At 42.2% G+C, this 15,740-nt stretch carries 14 protein-coding genes and 1 pseudogene; 10 read left to right on the top strand and 5 right to left on the bottom strand.

Annotation, left to right across the window (positions count from 1 at the left end; translation table 11 throughout):
* Positions 1-236 (bottom strand): annotated as a pseudogene (locus FTV25_RS05520) (IS982 family transposase); the annotation flags it as partial.
* 107 nt (positions 237-343) lie between these two features.
* On the opposite strand from FTV25_RS05520, the gene FTV25_RS05515 reads away from it, so the two are divergent.
* From FTV25_RS05515 to FTV25_RS16045, 7 genes are all read left to right on the top strand, one after another.
* On the top strand, positions 344-928 hold the full coding sequence (locus FTV25_RS05515) for a cob(I)yrinic acid a,c-diamide adenosyltransferase (RefSeq protein ID WP_180002334.1): 585 nt from the start codon (positions 344-346) through the stop codon (positions 926-928).
* Between the two features lie 145 nt (positions 929-1,073).
* Complete coding sequence (locus FTV25_RS05510; protein WP_104495371.1) at positions 1,074-1,787, top strand: glycerophosphodiester phosphodiesterase; 714 nt, start codon at positions 1,074-1,076, stop codon at positions 1,785-1,787.
* Between the two features lie 424 nt (positions 1,788-2,211).
* Positions 2,212-3,378 (top strand): acyl-CoA desaturase, encoded by a 1,167-nt coding sequence (locus FTV25_RS05505; protein ID WP_180002335.1) that lies wholly within the window; start codon positions 2,212-2,214, stop codon positions 3,376-3,378.
* 137 nt (positions 3,379-3,515) lie between these two features.
* Entirely contained in the window at positions 3,516-4,961 is a 1,446-nt protein-coding gene (locus FTV25_RS05500; protein WP_180002336.1) for a YdiU family protein, read from the top strand.
* Between the two features lie 76 nt (positions 4,962-5,037).
* Positions 5,038-5,412: an MmcQ/YjbR family DNA-binding protein gene (locus FTV25_RS05495; protein WP_179993264.1), complete on the top strand. Its 375-nt coding sequence runs from the start codon at positions 5,038-5,040 to the stop codon at positions 5,410-5,412.
* A gap of 93 nt (positions 5,413-5,505) precedes the next feature.
* The gene (locus FTV25_RS16050) at positions 5,506-5,835 is read left to right on the top strand and encodes a hypothetical protein (RefSeq protein ID WP_257218912.1); all 330 of its coding nucleotides are present in this window, start codon (positions 5,506-5,508) and stop codon (positions 5,833-5,835) included.
* A gap of 109 nt (positions 5,836-5,944) precedes the next feature.
* Positions 5,945-6,286 carry a hypothetical protein gene (locus FTV25_RS16045; protein ID WP_257218913.1) on the top strand — a complete coding sequence of 114 codons (342 nt, stop codon included), beginning with the start codon at positions 5,945-5,947 and terminating at the stop codon, positions 6,284-6,286.
* Positions 6,287-6,337: 51 nt separating this feature from the next.
* Here the strand turns inward: FTV25_RS16045 and FTV25_RS05485 are convergent, their stop codons facing one another.
* The 4 genes from FTV25_RS05485 to baeS form a co-directional block, all read right to left on the bottom strand.
* Positions 6,338-7,690 carry an amino acid permease gene (locus FTV25_RS05485; RefSeq protein WP_180002337.1) on the bottom strand — a complete coding sequence of 451 codons (1,353 nt, stop codon included), beginning with the start codon at positions 7,688-7,690 and terminating at the stop codon, positions 6,338-6,340.
* Between the two features lie 220 nt (positions 7,691-7,910).
* Positions 7,911-8,417 carry a GNAT family N-acetyltransferase gene (locus FTV25_RS05480; RefSeq protein WP_180002338.1) on the bottom strand — a complete coding sequence of 169 codons (507 nt, stop codon included), beginning with the start codon at positions 8,415-8,417 and terminating at the stop codon, positions 7,911-7,913.
* A gap of 90 nt (positions 8,418-8,507) precedes the next feature.
* Entirely contained in the window at positions 8,508-9,194 is a 687-nt protein-coding gene (locus FTV25_RS05475; RefSeq protein WP_034704234.1) for a response regulator, read from the bottom strand.
* A 14-nt stretch (positions 9,195-9,208) separates the two neighbouring features.
* Entirely contained in the window at positions 9,209-10,873 is a 1,665-nt protein-coding gene (gene baeS / locus FTV25_RS05470) for a sensor histidine kinase efflux regulator BaeS (RefSeq protein ID WP_180002339.1), read from the bottom strand.
* A gap of 137 nt (positions 10,874-11,010) precedes the next feature.
* Between baeS and FTV25_RS05465 the strand changes: the two genes are divergently transcribed.
* The 3 genes from FTV25_RS05465 to FTV25_RS05455 all read left to right on the top strand — a co-directional run bounded on the left by FTV25_RS05465 (position 11,011) and on the right by FTV25_RS05455 (position 15,704).
* Positions 11,011-11,640, top strand: a complete 630-nt coding sequence (locus tag FTV25_RS05465) for a hypothetical protein (RefSeq protein ID WP_180002340.1) — start codon at positions 11,011-11,013, stop codon at positions 11,638-11,640.
* Positions 11,641-11,950: 310 nt separating this feature from the next.
* A complete protein-coding gene (locus tag FTV25_RS05460) occupies positions 11,951-13,753 on the top strand; it encodes an acyl-CoA dehydrogenase C-terminal domain-containing protein (RefSeq protein WP_159124145.1) in 1,803 nt (600 codons plus the stop codon).
* A gap of 169 nt (positions 13,754-13,922) precedes the next feature.
* A complete protein-coding gene (locus FTV25_RS05455) occupies positions 13,923-15,704 on the top strand; it encodes an acyl-CoA dehydrogenase C-terminal domain-containing protein (RefSeq protein ID WP_005232064.1) in 1,782 nt (593 codons plus the stop codon).
* The last annotated feature ends 36 nt before the right edge of the window (positions 15,705-15,740 follow it).

The raw sequence follows: 15,740 nt of genomic DNA, 5'->3' as shown, positions 1-15,740 counted from the left end.
GGTAAGCTTTTAAATAAATGATTTTTATCCTGTTTCAACCATGTGAAAAATGCTTTGAAATTAGTGAAATGAGAACATTTATACCAGATCGCGATAAAAGTGATTTCTGAGATACTCAAGTGAGCGGCTCGGACTCTGGAGAAACGACGACTTTGTTTAAGGAAATTCCAGTAGGTTGCTTCAAATTTAAGAAAGAAATCATCAATTACGCAAAATAATTCGGTACTATTAAACATCGGGACTAGAGTTTTAAGTTTTGTGTGGTAACTCAACTGATGGCTCTAGTCCTCTTATTTTTCAAGTCAATTTTTTATCCGCGATTCGGGTTATTTAAGGAACTCTCATGGGTCACCGTTTAAGTAAAATTTACACGCGCACAGGCGATTCAGGTACCACAGGACTCGGTGATGGTTCACGTGTAGCCAAAGATGACTTGCGCATTACCGCGCTTGGGGATGTGGATGAACTAAATGCCATCATTGGGGTTTTACGCGCACAAATCGCGGCAAGCAGCATTCAGGATAAAGCGACTTGGGATAAATCTTTAAGCCTGATCCAGCACTGGTTGTTTGATCTGGGTGGTGAAGTGTGTATCCCTGGCTTTAACCTGGTTCAACCAGTCTCGATTGATTTTCTGGAAAATGACATCGATCGTATGAATGAAGCTTTGCCAATGCTGAAAGATTTTATTTTGCCTGCGGGTACTTTAGTTTGCAGTTTTGCTCATCAAGCCCGTGCCGTGTGCCGTCGTGCAGAGCGCAGCGTGATGTCAGTTCACTCACGCGACCAGAATATTCAGGCGACTTCCCTGCAGCTATTAAATCGCCTATCTGACTGGCTGTTTGTGGCTTCACGCACCTTGCAACGTGTTGAAGGTGGTTCTGAGGTGTTATGGCAAAAAAATATCAACGAAACCATTGATCAATAAATCCGCTAAAATGTATTAAATTGCACGGAAAATTCTGCGCCAACAGTATTTGCAACAAAGTGTTTCAGGCGCAGAATATTGCAATACTCCTGTCACAACTCTTCATCATTATGTTTTCATCTTCACTTCTTCAGGTTATCGCAGCATGCGCATAATTGGACATCGCGGTGCGCGTGGGGAAGCACCTGAAAATACACTAGGCGGTTTTCAATATATTCAGGATATCGGGATTCGCGCAGTCGAATTTGACGTACGCCAGCTTAAAGACAATGCCCTGATCATCATGCATGATGATAATTTTGTACGCACTACCGGTTTGCAAAAGCCCCTCTACGAATGTAGCCGTCAGGATCTCAGTCAATATAATCACGCAGTAAAATGGTCAGAATGGAACAAGGTCGAAGCCACTCCTATGCTGGATCAGACCTTAACCGTGATTCATAACTTTGACCATATTGAAGTTGAAGTCAAAAGTGTAGCGAGCCAGGCCGATGCTGAAAAAATCACGCTTGAGCTTGAACAGCAGTTACAGGGTTATGAGCAGTCAGTCGTGATTACCAGTTTTGATCCTAAAATCCATCAGGCTTTGCAACAGCAAAATTCCAGTTTAAAACGCGGCCTTCTGATTGAAACAGATGTGAAATATCAGGCGATTGATCAAGCTTTAGAACTTGGCTGTTGTCAGATTGGCTGGATGAATGAGCTGGCCAGCAAAGATATTATTCAGGCCACACAAGCTGCCGAACTCACCATCAGCGTCTGGACCGTAAATGATGTTAATCGTGCCAAAGAATTACGCGACTGGGGTATTCAGGGTCTCATTACCGATTATCCGAAGTTAATGATGCAACATCTTTAAATGACCCAAAATGCAAGATTCTATATATAGATTATTTTTCTTTAAGCCTTGAAAAATAATTTAAAGAAGAATGCCTGTCTGTAATCTTGTTTAACTTTGGGTTACGGGTTTGCTTACAAATTTATTTCTCTGCAATCTAGTAGAAAAAATGAACATTCACTTAACTCATTTTAAGAAAATAAATTTGATTAAAAGCTTCAAAAATCTCAGTGATTTACTCGGAAATCAGAGCCTGTCTAGCCCGCGAAAATGGTAGTTTTCATCCTACTTATTCTGTTACCGATAAGTACAATACAACCGTACAATAATGCTAGTGATGCCCTAGGGGGCGTGCTAATATGAATGACTTAACCGCTGTTAAAATAAACAATAGCGGCCTCTGCTTTTTGTTATACCTTCCCAGGTTCCAGGAGTGCTGTTGGAGATGAATGCTCCCCTACCTCAAGCCCCAATTAACTGGGTCGCTGTGTTTGCTCTGGTAGTTTTACCCATTGTAGCTGTTATCGCGATTCCGTTATATGCGTATCACCATGATTTTAGCCTTGCCGCTTGGATCAGTATGTTTGTTTTGCTCGGCGTTAGCAGCCTGGGGATTACAGCGGGCTATCATCGTCTTTGGGCACATCGTGCTTATGAAGCGACTTTACCTTTAAAATTCATTTTAATGATCATGGGTACCTTTGCCGTGCAGAACAGTATTCTGTACTGGGGTTCAGGTCACCGTACCCATCACCGTCATGTCGATGACGTCGAAAAAGACCCATATTCAATTAATAACGGCTTCTGGTATGCACACCTGGGCTGGATGCTGCGTGACTATCCTGCTGCTGAGCCAAACTATAAGAATGCACCAGACCTGCAAAACGACAAAGTCGTTATGTTCCAGCACAAATACTATGTGCCTCTAGTAATTGCAGTACATGCTGCGATTCTATTGCCAATTGGCTGGGCTGTAGGCGATGTTTGGGGTGTATTATTATTGGGTGGTCTGGTTCGTTTGATCCTGAGCCATCACGTGACCTTCTTCATCAACTCACTATGCCATATGTGGGGTTCACGTCCTTATACGGATGAAAACACTGCACGTGACAACTTCTGGTTAGCAATTGCAACTTGGGGTGAGGGTTATCATAACTACCATCACATCTTCCAGTATGATTACCGTAATGGCGTGAAATGGTGGCAATATGATCCAACCAAATGGTTAATCTGGACTTGCTCTAAACTGGGCCTGGCTAAAAATCTGCGCCGTATTCCAAGCTTTAATATCAAAAAAGCTGAACTGGCAATGAAGTTTAAATATGCTGAGCAGGATCTGGCGGTATATGGTCATAATGTCAATGAAGACATTATCAATGTGAAAAGTAAAATTGCTCAGGAGTATGAAGCCTTTACTCAAACATTGAATGACTGGGCTAAACTCAAAGAACAGGAAATTCAGGTGAAAAAGGCTGCTGTAGCAGAAAAAATTCACCAGATGGATGACAAACTTAAAGTTGAATTTCAATTAGTCGAACAGCGTCTTTCTCATCATCGTGAAACACTTAATCTGTTAGTACGTAATTTGAAAAAAGCGCCTGTCTCTCAATAAGATTTGAATTCTCAAAAAAGCTCCTGAAATCAGGAGCTTTTTTATTTCTGCCTGTCTTACTTATACTTTCCTTTTACAACAGTTTTAAACAGAGATCTTTGTTATATTGCTTTTATTGCCTAAATATTTTGACTGCTATGTATTTTAATTCCCGATATCAAACTCTCCCTTCTCGCCTTTATCATCATCAGCCCCCGCTACCTTTAAAAGGTACTAAAGCGGGACATTTTAATGCTGCGCTTGCTGAGCAACTGCAATGGTCTGAGGAAGATAAAGCACAATGGGTCGAAATCTGTAGTGGTCAAAAAACCTTTGCTGAGTTTGAACCTTTGGCCATGGTTTATGCTGGCCATCAGTTTGGTCAATGGGCAGGTCAATTGGGTGATGGACGTGGTTTATTGATCGCTCAGATTCTGGATAAAGATCATCAGACCATTGATCTGCATTTAAAAGGTGCTGGTGCAACGCCTTATTCACGTATGGGAGATGGTCGTGCAGTGTTACGCTCGGTGATTCGGGAATACCTAGCCGGACACGCCTTAAATGCACTAGGTGTAGAGTCCAGTAATGCGGTTGGTTTTACCTCTTCCGCTCAAGGTGTACAGCGTGAAAAACTGGAACCGGGTGCAATGCTATTACGGACGTCTGACTGTCATATCCGGTTTGGACATTTTGAATGGATCAATCAGTATCAGCCAGACCTATTGCCTGTATTCACACAAAAATGTATGGAATGGCATTACCCGCAATGTCTGCAAGCAGAACAGCCTATTCTGGCATTTGCTACCCAAGTGATTCAGCGCACGGCAGTGATGATTGCCAAATGGCAGCTGGTCGGATTTGCGCATGGTGTCATGAACACTGACAACCTGAATATTACTGGTTCAACGCTAGACTTTGGCCCGTATGGGTTTATGGAGCGTTTCCGTCCCAACTGGATTAATAACCACTCGGATTATCAGGGTCGCTATACTTATCAGCAGCAACCAAGCATCGGCCACTGGAACTTGTGGATGTGGCTGAATAACCTGATTCCATTATGTCCTGAAAACTATGATGAAGAACAATGGAAACAGGATCTGGCCCAATGTCTGGAACATTATGAACCGACCTTCCTGGAACATTATAAGCATGGCCTAAACCAGAAAATGGGCTTACCGAGTTTTCACAAAGACAGCTTTGACTGCGCCATGGCTTTTCTCAGAATCTTACAAAGCGAGCAACTCGACTATACGCAAAGCTTTATTCGCCTGCAGAATCATGAATATGAAGCAATCAAGGATGATTGTTTGGATCGCCGTCAGTTTGAAGCATTCCTGACTCAATATGAAGCGATCCGCGAACATCAGGATACTGGAGAATTAGATGCCGCCATGCAACTCGTCAATTCACACTATATCCTGCGCAATCATATGGCACAGAAAGCCATTGAACTAGCTGAGCGGGATGACTTTTCCGAAGTCGATCGCCTGTTTAAATTATTAAGTCAGCCTTATTTAAAACAGCCAGATCTGGAACACCCTGAAGATCTAGGACCATTGCCGAGTGATGTGCCTGAAGTCATGGTGAGTTGTTCATCTTAATTTATTCATAAGACGACCAAAAACTGTGGATAATTTAAGCATTATCCACAGTTTTATTTCGGTTTATTCATAACTTATGACCTTACATCAAATCTCAACACAGATAGCGATAAGTTTACCTGAAGTCACTGTGACTCAGCCTTTCGGTGAAGGTTGTGATGTATTCAAAGTGCTAGATAAAGTCTTTATGCTTCAGTTTTATCTTCAAGGCAAAGCTGTCATTAATTTAAAAGTAGCGCCTGATCATGCTGCTATGCTGCGAGATATTTATTCTTATATCCATGCTGGCTGGCATATGAATAAACAACACTGGATTTCAGTGTATGAAGATAATGAACTGGATGAATCTCTGGTTGAGGATCTAGTACAGAATTCTTATGAATTAGTAATATTGAAATTAAAGAAAGCAGAAAAAGTACGAATTGACTTATTACGAACATTAGAAAAATAAGTCTGGAACTTCAACCTTATAAAATGACCTCTCATCCATTACAATTATCTTGTTCAATCATAAGATAACGTGATTAAATCAAATAATATTAAGATGTTAAAAATCACTCAAACTATGATTAACCAACACAGCACATTAATTGATTTAAGATCAAAATTAATTGAAATCCCGACAGAACAAAAAGAATGTTTACATCATTTAAGTTATCCATTTATTCCATTCTTGGATGAAAATTTTTATTCATCAAAGAATAAGGTGTTGCTGGTTGGTCAAGAAACAAAAGGTTGGCAAAGTCGATTAAGTAACTTTTTAAATGAAGATATTAATTTCGACACTGTGATTCAAAATAGTGTTCGTCGTCATCAAGAGCTTTACTCTCAATCACCTAAGCATAGTAGTTTTTTACAATTTCTAAAAAATTAAAATTCAAAATCATCAAGAACCTATTCAATGGCTAAATTTTTATTTATTTGACTATAAAAAAGCCTCATTCAATACTTTAAGTAAAAATAAAACATATAAGGATATTTTCTTGTATCTTCAAGAATTGTCTATTCTAAATTTATCCCAGCAAATCAAAGATACTCAACCACGTGTTATTTTTTTTGTTGGGCAGTACCACAATAATTTCCCTAAATTAGAGGAAAAATTACACCTTACTTCAAATGATCGATTGTTATTAAAAGAACCTATTGATAAATTCAGCATGAAAATTTGGAACGACGAGATTTTAATTCTAAGAGTCCCTCACCCAGCACATTTTAGTCGTATTTCTAATCAAGCTAGAAATGTTGCTTTAGAATATTTTAAAATTTTTGATCAATGTGAAACTATGGCTGAGTTTAAAGAAGTCATTCACCATAAATTAAAGTAATGCTTAGATGTATACATATGAAAATGGACTCATCCGAGTCCATTTGCTAGTTTAAGCCTCTTTCTTCACCAACTTAAACACGCCAAACAACACCGCAATCCACACCGGCAACATTAACACTGACAACATAAAGCCTTGTGTCCACATGATGTATAAAATCATCAGCATAAAAGCTAAAACAAAATAGTTGCTAAACGGCGCAAAGATCGCTGGGAATCCGGTTTGAATCCCCTTTCGTTTGATGGCTTGTCTAAATTTCAAATGAATCAAACTGATCATCATCCAGTTCAATACCGCAGCTGCTACCACAATATAAATCAGGTAACTCAATGCTTTTTCAGGCATAAAGTAATTCAGGATCACACAGCCAAAGATCAGAAATGCGGAGAACAATACCGCAGCCACAGGCACACCACATTTATTCACGCTCTTAAATAATTGCGGTGCATTTCCTTGTTGAGCCAGCCCCATCAACATACGGCTATTGGCATACATGCCACTATTACAGACTGAAAGTGATGCAGTTAAAATAATAAAATTCAGTAAATGTGCAGCCCATTCAATCCCCATCTGGCTGAAAATCATTACAAATGGACTATGATCTAAATCGCCTAAATTCAGCTGATTCCATGGTACAAGTGAAAGTAATACGGCAAGCGAGCAGATATAAAATAAAAATACCCGAATCACAGTTTGATTCACGGCACGTGGAATGTTCTTGCCAGGATTTTCGGTTTCTGCCGCTGCCATACTAATCAGCTCAATGCCGCCAAAGGCAAACATCATAAAGGCGAGCATATAAAACAGCCCATCAAAGCCATTCGGAAAAAATCCACCATGAATCCATAAATTGCTGATCGAAGCAGTTGAGGTTGCATCAGCAGTGAGGAGCAAATATATGCCAAAGATAATCATTGCAATGATGGCAAAGACTTTAATCATCGATAGCCAGAACTCAGACTCACCATAAATTTTGACATTGGCTAGGTTGGCAAGGGTTACCGCCAAAAAGAAAATGAGTACAGATACCCAGGCTGGAATATGTGGCCACCAGTAATTGATATATTTGCCAATGGCGGTCAGCTCTGTCATTGCGACCAGAATATATAAAATCCAGTAATTCCAGCCGGTTAAAAAGCCTGGAAATTTACCCCAGTATTTAAATGCAAAATAACTGAATGAACCAGTCACAGGCTCATGCACAATCATCTCACCTAACTGGCGCATAATCAGGAATGCAATCAAACCACCAATCAAATAGCCCAGAATAATGGAAGGTCCTGCGGACTGAATAATCTGTGCGGACCCCAAGAATAATCCGGTTCCAATGGCCCCGCCCATAGCAATCAGCTGGATATGACGGTTCTTTAAACGGCGCTGTAGTTGCGGTGTTTCACTCTCCAAGACACGCTCTCATGATGAATAAAAAACCGAATTGTAGCGGGTATCCAACTAATCAACTAATACATAAATTTAAGTTATTAATTATTAAACTTTTATTTTTTGTATCTACTCAGATAAAAAGAAATATAAATAATTGATTTCATAATAGATACTAGTTAAAAGCTATTTTACATTTCAAAACTCCATAACTTCTAAATAGAAATAGCTCGTTTTTGATGAATTATTGTGTCGCATTAAACGCCTCATGGTAGACCACTTCTCCCTGTGGAATAGATCCATTAAATGCAATGACTTGAAAATATTCTGGAGGAACATCCTTGAGGTAAAGTTCTGGAAAAGCCTTAAACCCGAAACGACCATAATATTGAGGATCACCGAGCACTACACATCCTTGAGCCCCCAACTGTTGCAGGCGATCTAAAGCTACCCGTATAAGTAAAGTGCCGATTCCCTGTCCTTGTTTTGCAGGTAATACCGAAATTGGGCCAAGACCGTACCAGCCAGTTTCACCTGAAGAGATAGTGACAGGTGAAATAGCCACATGGCCAACCAGCTGATTATTTTCAAGTGCAACTAGAGAAATCGTTAACTGCCCATGCGTGCGCAAAGCATTGACAATAAATTGTTCAGTATGACTTGAATGGTCAGTATTTTGAAAAGCCGCTCGGGTCAATTTAGCAATGGCTAGAATATCTTCTAGCCGTTCATCCCGAATGATGATTTTCATTATTTTGGCTCTCTTATATTGATCATTTTCAGAAATAAAAAAGCGAACAAACCAAGAAGTCTATCCGCTTTTCTTTAACGAATTCGAATATCAGTCTTCAGGATATTCAAAACGATACCCTACACCATAAACGGCCTGAATCCATTCATGACGATTTCCGGTTTCTGCAGCATCTGAAATTTTGCGACGCAGGTTCTTGATATGACTATCAATCACACGGTCTGCCACATCAAAACTGTCCGGATTGATATGATCAAGTAGCTGTGCACGTGAATACACCTGGCCGACATGTTCTAGGAACAGCTCCAGCAAACGGAATTCAGTCGGTGTCAGGTTCAAGGCTTTTTGCTGGTACCAGATACGCTGTTGTGATTTATCCATACGGAATAGATCATTGCTTTCCGGCTCAGCTTTACGGTCTAAACGGCGTAATACGGCTTGCACACGGGCAACCAGTTCTTTTGGACTAAATGGCTTGCAGATATAGTCATCCGCGCCCATATTCAAGCCCAGTACACGGTCAATTTCTTCAGTACGCGCAGTCACCATAATGATCGGCAAGTCTGATTGCTCACGTACTTTACGGCAAATGGTCAGACCATCCATACGCGGCACCATCAAGTCCAGGATCATCAGGCTCGGTTTACGCTGGGTAAAACTGTTATATGCTTCTTGCCCATCATGAAACACGCTGACTTCAAAACCAGCAGCCTCTAGATAATCTCGCACCAACAGGGCAAGTTCGACTTCGTCTTCAACCAGCATAATATGTTTCATGAATATATTTTCCTTTATGGTTTCATTTGTTTAGGAAAGCTCAGTTTGCATCGTAAACCACCTAATGGTGAATGTGCAAAGCTTAAGCTACCACCCATAGCCTGAGTAATTTTACAAGATAAGGCCAGACCCAAGCCTGTTCCACCGGTGGCACGAGTACGCGAATCATCGACACGATAGAAACGTTCACCAATGCGAGCCAGCTGCTCATCAGTCAGACCGAATGGACTGTCATCGACATATAAGGTCCATTCTTTCTCATTCTGTTCGGTATGGATATGTACCTGTCCACCGGCTTCTGTATAACGAATACTGTTGCTGAGCAGGTTGGCTACAATCTGCTTGAAACGGTCCAGATCTAGATCAACTTCAGCACCGTCACCTTCAATAGTCACTTTCAGATCAGCCTGTTCAAATTTAGGCTGGAAGTTCATCAATTCCTGCTGCACCACCTCCCATGGATTTACAGTTGCATAGTAAAACTGTAATTGCTGTGCATCAGCCTGCGCTAGAGCTGCCAGATCCTGAGTCAGTTTTTTCAGGCTGGTTACCTGTGCCAACATCGACGCAAAATGCTCTGGTGTCGGTTTACGGATTCCATCCTGCATCGCTTCAATCTGTGCCTGCAAGACTGCCAGCGGAGTTTTCAATTCATGTGAAGTATCTGCTACCCACTGACGGCGTGAAGTTTCATGCTGATCCAGAATCACTGCCAATTGATTCAGCTCATTAGACAGATCACCCAGCTCATCATTACGTTTCACTTTCACTTGATGTTGATAATTACCGCGAGTCAATTCACGTGTTCCGTTCAACAAACGCTGAATCGGTTTTTTAAAATAAGTTGCCAGTAATAATGCAGCAATCAGACTGGCTAGAATACTTAAACCATAAACTAAAAATAGGTAACGTTTCTGATTACTAAAGAAATTAATACTTAAAGCATCATCTTGGTCTAAAACCGGTTTCAAACCGAGATAACCGACCACCTGGTTTTCGACCATAATTGGACGATAGGAAATCTGCTCATCTGACGCCTCACCTACTACAAAACGCCGTTTGGCATCATAGAGTGACAGGCGTGAACTTAGACCCAGACGATCTGGCATCTGGATGAACTGCTTCTTGCCGGTAGGCGGCTGAACTGACTGTTGACCGCCATTATTGTCTTTACGGTCGGTTCTAAACAGGTTCTGATTGGAACTAAGTGGAAATCTTAAACCTTCAAAGGGCTGGAATTGTGAAGGCAGGTTAGATGCCAGAATACGCAATTCTTCTTCATTGACTGAACGCGATGTCAGATTTGGTTCAACCATACTTGAAGGCGCTACAGTGGCTAAGGTCTGCTCCTGAAAGTAACGCTGCTGTAAGGCAATATCATACTGACGCCGCAACCACCAGCGCGATAAACGGTCATAATCATCCGGTGCAGCTTCACCTTCAATTTGCAGAATCTGCGCCTGAATGGCGTTACCCCAGTCTTCATATACCGTATAGACATCAGCCAGATTCTCGATTACATGATCCAGCTTCTGCATTTCTACATCCGCCACATAGCGGGTAAAGTTGCGCTGCATATTCAGGTGCAATACGCCCAGACTCACCGTGGTAATTACCAAGGTGGTCAATAAAACAGTCAAAAATAGACGTAATGCAATCGGAATACGGCGTATCTTCAAAGTAAAAATCTCAGTTTTTCTTCTCTATATTCATTATTGTAGCGAACACAGACTTAAAAAACTCTCCATTGTTTCTTCATCTTTATTATTTAATCTTTACTCATCAAAAAGAATCAGCTCTTGAATGGGGTAAAAACATGAAAGCAATGACAAAAATCGCCTTAATCAGTGCCAGTGTTTTATCGATGGGTGCCTTGACTGCCTGTCAATCGACTAACAATGTGAATGAGCAGAAAGATCATTCTCGTATGATGAAACATCATGAAGGTCAAAAACAGCATCGTCTTACTCCAGAGCAACGCGAACAATTCAAAGCCACTCGTGCAGAACGCATGCAATTGCATAAACAGATTCAACAGGCCTGTGACGGCAAAGCTGCAGGTAGTGCAGTCCAAATCAAGGCGGGTGATAAAACCATTGATGGTCAATGCAAGATTTCTTTCAAACCTGACCATAAAGGCATCACAGGTCAACGTGGTGAATTCCGTAGTATGCGCGGTGAACATCGTCCAATGCGTGGTGAATTCCGATGTGATATGAACCGTGGAGAAGCATTAACGGATAGTCAACGTGCAGAAATGGTTAAACAGTATGATCAGCGTTTATCAGAACGTCAGGCTCTACAAACTGCGTTTGCCAACGCTTGTAAAGGTCAAACCCACGGCAAGGCCGTTCAAGTGAAAGCGGGTACTCAAACTATTGATGGTCAATGTATCGTGCACTTCCAGCCGAATGCACCCATTAAGATGACTAAAGCTGCATCTTAATCTTCTTCTACGTTTCTTATTCCTTCAAATTCAGGCACCTTCGGGTGCCTTTTTTTTATAGCTGACTCCTCAGTCCTCTTTTGACCATTCATGTTCTGCTAATTTCTACAAAAGTCTTTGCAGTCAACATGTTTACTGTTCCGTGCAGATTAATCTTTGACTTTATAGTCACCAAGAAAGCCGCCTGAAAGCTTGTATGGCCGGGCAAGATGTTGCACGATTAGATTCATAGCAATACGTGTCACTGAAGGCACGTTTCAATTAATTTAGGATGATAACGCTGGTCTAAACCAGTATTGAGGAAACCGATATGCCACAATACAAAGCGCCCTTACGTGACATGCAATTCGTTCTACACGAATTATTAAATGCTGAAGAACATTACGCAAAACTTCCTGCGTTTCAAGAAAACGTAAGCCGTGAGTTGGTTGATCAGTACCTAGAAGCTGCAGCTGACTTCTGTGAAAATGAATTATCTCCTCTAAATCAGGTCGGCGACCGTGAAGGTTGTACCTGGAATGACGGCGTTGTAACGACACCGACTGGCTTTAAAGAAGCGTACCAAAAATACATCGAGCTAGGCTTCCCTTCTCTTTCTGCTGAAGAGCAATACGGCGGTCAAGGCTTACCAAATTCTTTAGGTATCACTCTTTCTGAAATGGTGGGTACTGCGAACTGGGCATGGGGTATGTACCCTGGTCTGTCTCATGGTGCAGTTCGTACTTTAGAACACCACGGTTCTCAAGAACAAAAAGACGCTTACCTGCCTAAACTGGTTTCAGGTGAATGGACAGGTACCATGTGTCTAACTGAATCTCATGCAGGTTCTGACCTCGGCATCATCCGCACTAAAGCTGAACCACAAGCTGATGGTAGCTATGCAATCTCTGGCGAGAAAATCTTTATCTCTGCTGGTGAACACGACATGGCAGAGAACATTATCCATATCGTACTTGCTCGTCTGCCTGGCGCGCCTAAAGGTACTAAAGGTATTTCTCTGTTCATCGTACCAAAATTCAACCTGAATGCTGACGGTTCAATCGGTGAGCGTAACGGCGTACGTTGTGGTTCAATCGAACACAAAATGGGGATCCATGGTAACGCAACTTGTGTCATCAACTTCGATAACGCCAAAGGCTTCCTGATCGGTCCTGAAAACCGTGGTCTGAACTGCATGTTCACCTTCATGAACACTGCACGTATCGGTACTGCTGTACAAGGTCTGTCTGCATCTGAAGCGGCGTTCCAAGGCGCTTTAACTTATGCCAAAGACCGTCTGGCAATGCGTTCTCTTTCGGGTCCTAAGGCACCTGAAAAAGAAGCTGATCCAATTATTGTTCATCCAGCCGTACGTAACATGCTTTTAACTCAAAAAGCATTTGCTGAAGGTGGTCGTGCACTGGTTTACCTGTTGGCTCAATATGCTGATGTGGTTGAACAAGGTACTTCTGAAGAAGAGCGCAAGTTCGCTGACAATATCCTGTCGCTATTAACTCCAATCGCAAAAGCATTCCTGACTGAAACTGGTTCAGAAGCTGCGAAACATGGTGTTCAAGTCTTCGGTGGTCACGGCTTTATCTCTGAGCATGGCATGGAACAAATCGTACGTGATACACGTATTGCCTGCCTGTACGAAGGTACGACTGAGATTCAAGCACTGGATCTGTTAGGCCGTAAAGTACTGGGTACTCAAGGTGCGATGTTGAAAGACTTCACTAAGATCATCCACAAATTTGCGGAAGCGAACAAAGACAATTCTGCAATGAAAGAATTTGTTGAACCGCTTGCGGCATTGAACAAAGAATGGGGTGACCTGACCATGCAGATTGGTATGCGTGCGATGCAAAACCCTGAAGAAGTGGGTGCAGCTGCAGTAGATTACCTGTACTTCTCTGGTTATGTAACACTGGCTTACCTGTGGGCTCGTATGGCACTGGTTGCTCAAGAGACTCTTGCTGCAGGTACCACTGATGCAGACTTCTACAATGCTAAATTGACGACTGCACGCTTCTACTTCAAGAAAATCCTGCCACGTGTTCGTTCACACGTTGACGTGATTGCAACTGGTGTAGAACCGCTTATGTCTTTAGATGCTGAACATTTCGCATTCTAAGCTGATGCAGTTTTAAATGCATAATAAGAAAAAGGACGGCCATCTTCAGGCAGTCCTTTTTCTTTATAAAGAGTTACAGAATTAACCTTTAGTCGTCTAACATTCAGATTTTTAATGCTTTAGACTGAGCCAAAACAATCCAATTAAACAATAAAACAGGTGACATACTATGCCAATTTATAACGCGCCACTTGCTGACATGAAATTCATCCTGAATGATGTTTTCAATGCAGAACAGTTCTGGCAGGCCAATGAAAATCTTGCCCACTTGGATACTGCCACAGCAGAAGCCATTCTTGAAGAAATGGCGAAGTTTGCGCAAAACGTCATGCTTCCTCTGAACCGTACCGGCGATGAAGAAGGCGCAAAATATGAAAATGGCAATGTCACCACACCAGCTGGCTTTAAAGAAGCATTCAAACAATATGCTGAAGGCGGCTGGATCGGTCTGGGTGCCGATGCAGAATGGGGCGGCCAGGAAATGCCGAAAATGCTCACCGTACTTTCTGATGAAATGCTGTTTGCAACTAACCCATCTTTCATGCTCTACCCGCTTCTTTCTGTGGGTGCAGGTATGGCTTTAAACAGCTATGCATCTCAAGAGCAAAAAGAAACCTATCTTCCTAAAATCTATTCTGGTGAATGGTCAGGCACCATGTGCTTAACTGAGCCACATGCCGGTACTGATCTGGGTATTATCAAAACCAAAGCTGAACGTAATGAAGATGGCACGTATAGCATTACCGGTACCAAAATCTTTATCACGGGTGGTGACCACGATCTTGCTGAAAACATTATTCATCTGGTACTGGCAAAAACGCCTGATGCACCTGCCGGCTCTCGCGGTATTTCCCTGTTCATCGTACCGAAGTTCCTGGTCAATGAAGATGGTTCAATTGGCGAACGTAACCCGGTAGGTCCAGGTTCAATCGAACACAAAATGGGGATCAAGGCATCTGCGACTTGTGTAATGAACTTTGACGGTGCCAAAGGTTACCTGGTGGGTAAAGAAAATGAAGGTCTGGCCGCCATGTTCGTGATGATGAACTACGAACGTCTGTCTATGGGCATCCAGGGCCTAGGTGCTTCAGAATTTGCTTATCAAAATGCTGCGCAATATGCGACAGATCGTTTACAGGGTCGTAGTGCCCTAGGTGCTCAATCACCAGCTAAACCGGCAGACAGCATTTTAGTACATGGTGATGTACGTCGTATGTTGCTGAATGTTCGTGCGAACAACGAAGCATCGCGTGCATTTGCGGTGTATGTCGGTCAACAACTGGATATTACTAAGTTCTCGACTGATCCTGAAGCCGTAAAAAAAGCCAATGACCGTGTTGCTCTGTTGACACCAATCGCGAAAGCTTACCTGACGGATACTGCATTCCAGGCAACCCTAGATGCACAAATGGTCTTTGGTGGACATGGTTATATCCGTGAATGGGGTATGGAACAATGTATCCGTGACCTGCGTATCTCACAGATTTATGAAGGAACCAATGGCGTTCAGTCACAAGATTTAATCGGCCGTAAAACCATTAAATGTGGCGGTGCGTACATCGGTGAATACATCGAAGAAATCCGCGACTTTGCGAACCAGTTAGATGCAGACCTGAACTTCATTAAAGATGCAACTTTAGATGCAGCTACTGAAGTAGAATCATTGACTCAGTTTGTGCTTGAAGCTGCTGGCGAAAATGCAGAATTCCCGAATGCTGCAGCGGTTGATTACCTACATGCAGTAGGCCTATTGAGCTTCTCTTATATGTTTGCGCGCATTGCCAATGCTGCAAAAGACAAAGATGGCGAGTTCTACCAAAACAAACTGGCACTGGCGCGTTATTTCACGCAACGCATCTTGCCTGAACTTGCACTGCGTATCACTAAAGTGAAAGCTGGTTGCGAAGTAGTGATGAATTTCTCTGAAGATTACTTCACGACTCAAGCTTAATCTTGACGTGAATCCATATAAAAAGCCCTGCATCTG

This window comes from Acinetobacter sp. YH12249 (assembly GCF_013417475.1).
In the GTDB taxonomy this organism is placed as follows: Bacteria; Pseudomonadota; Gammaproteobacteria; order Pseudomonadales; family Moraxellaceae; genus Acinetobacter.
Note: the sequence above shows the minus strand (reverse complement) of the source record. Positions and strands in the feature narration are given on the sequence as shown.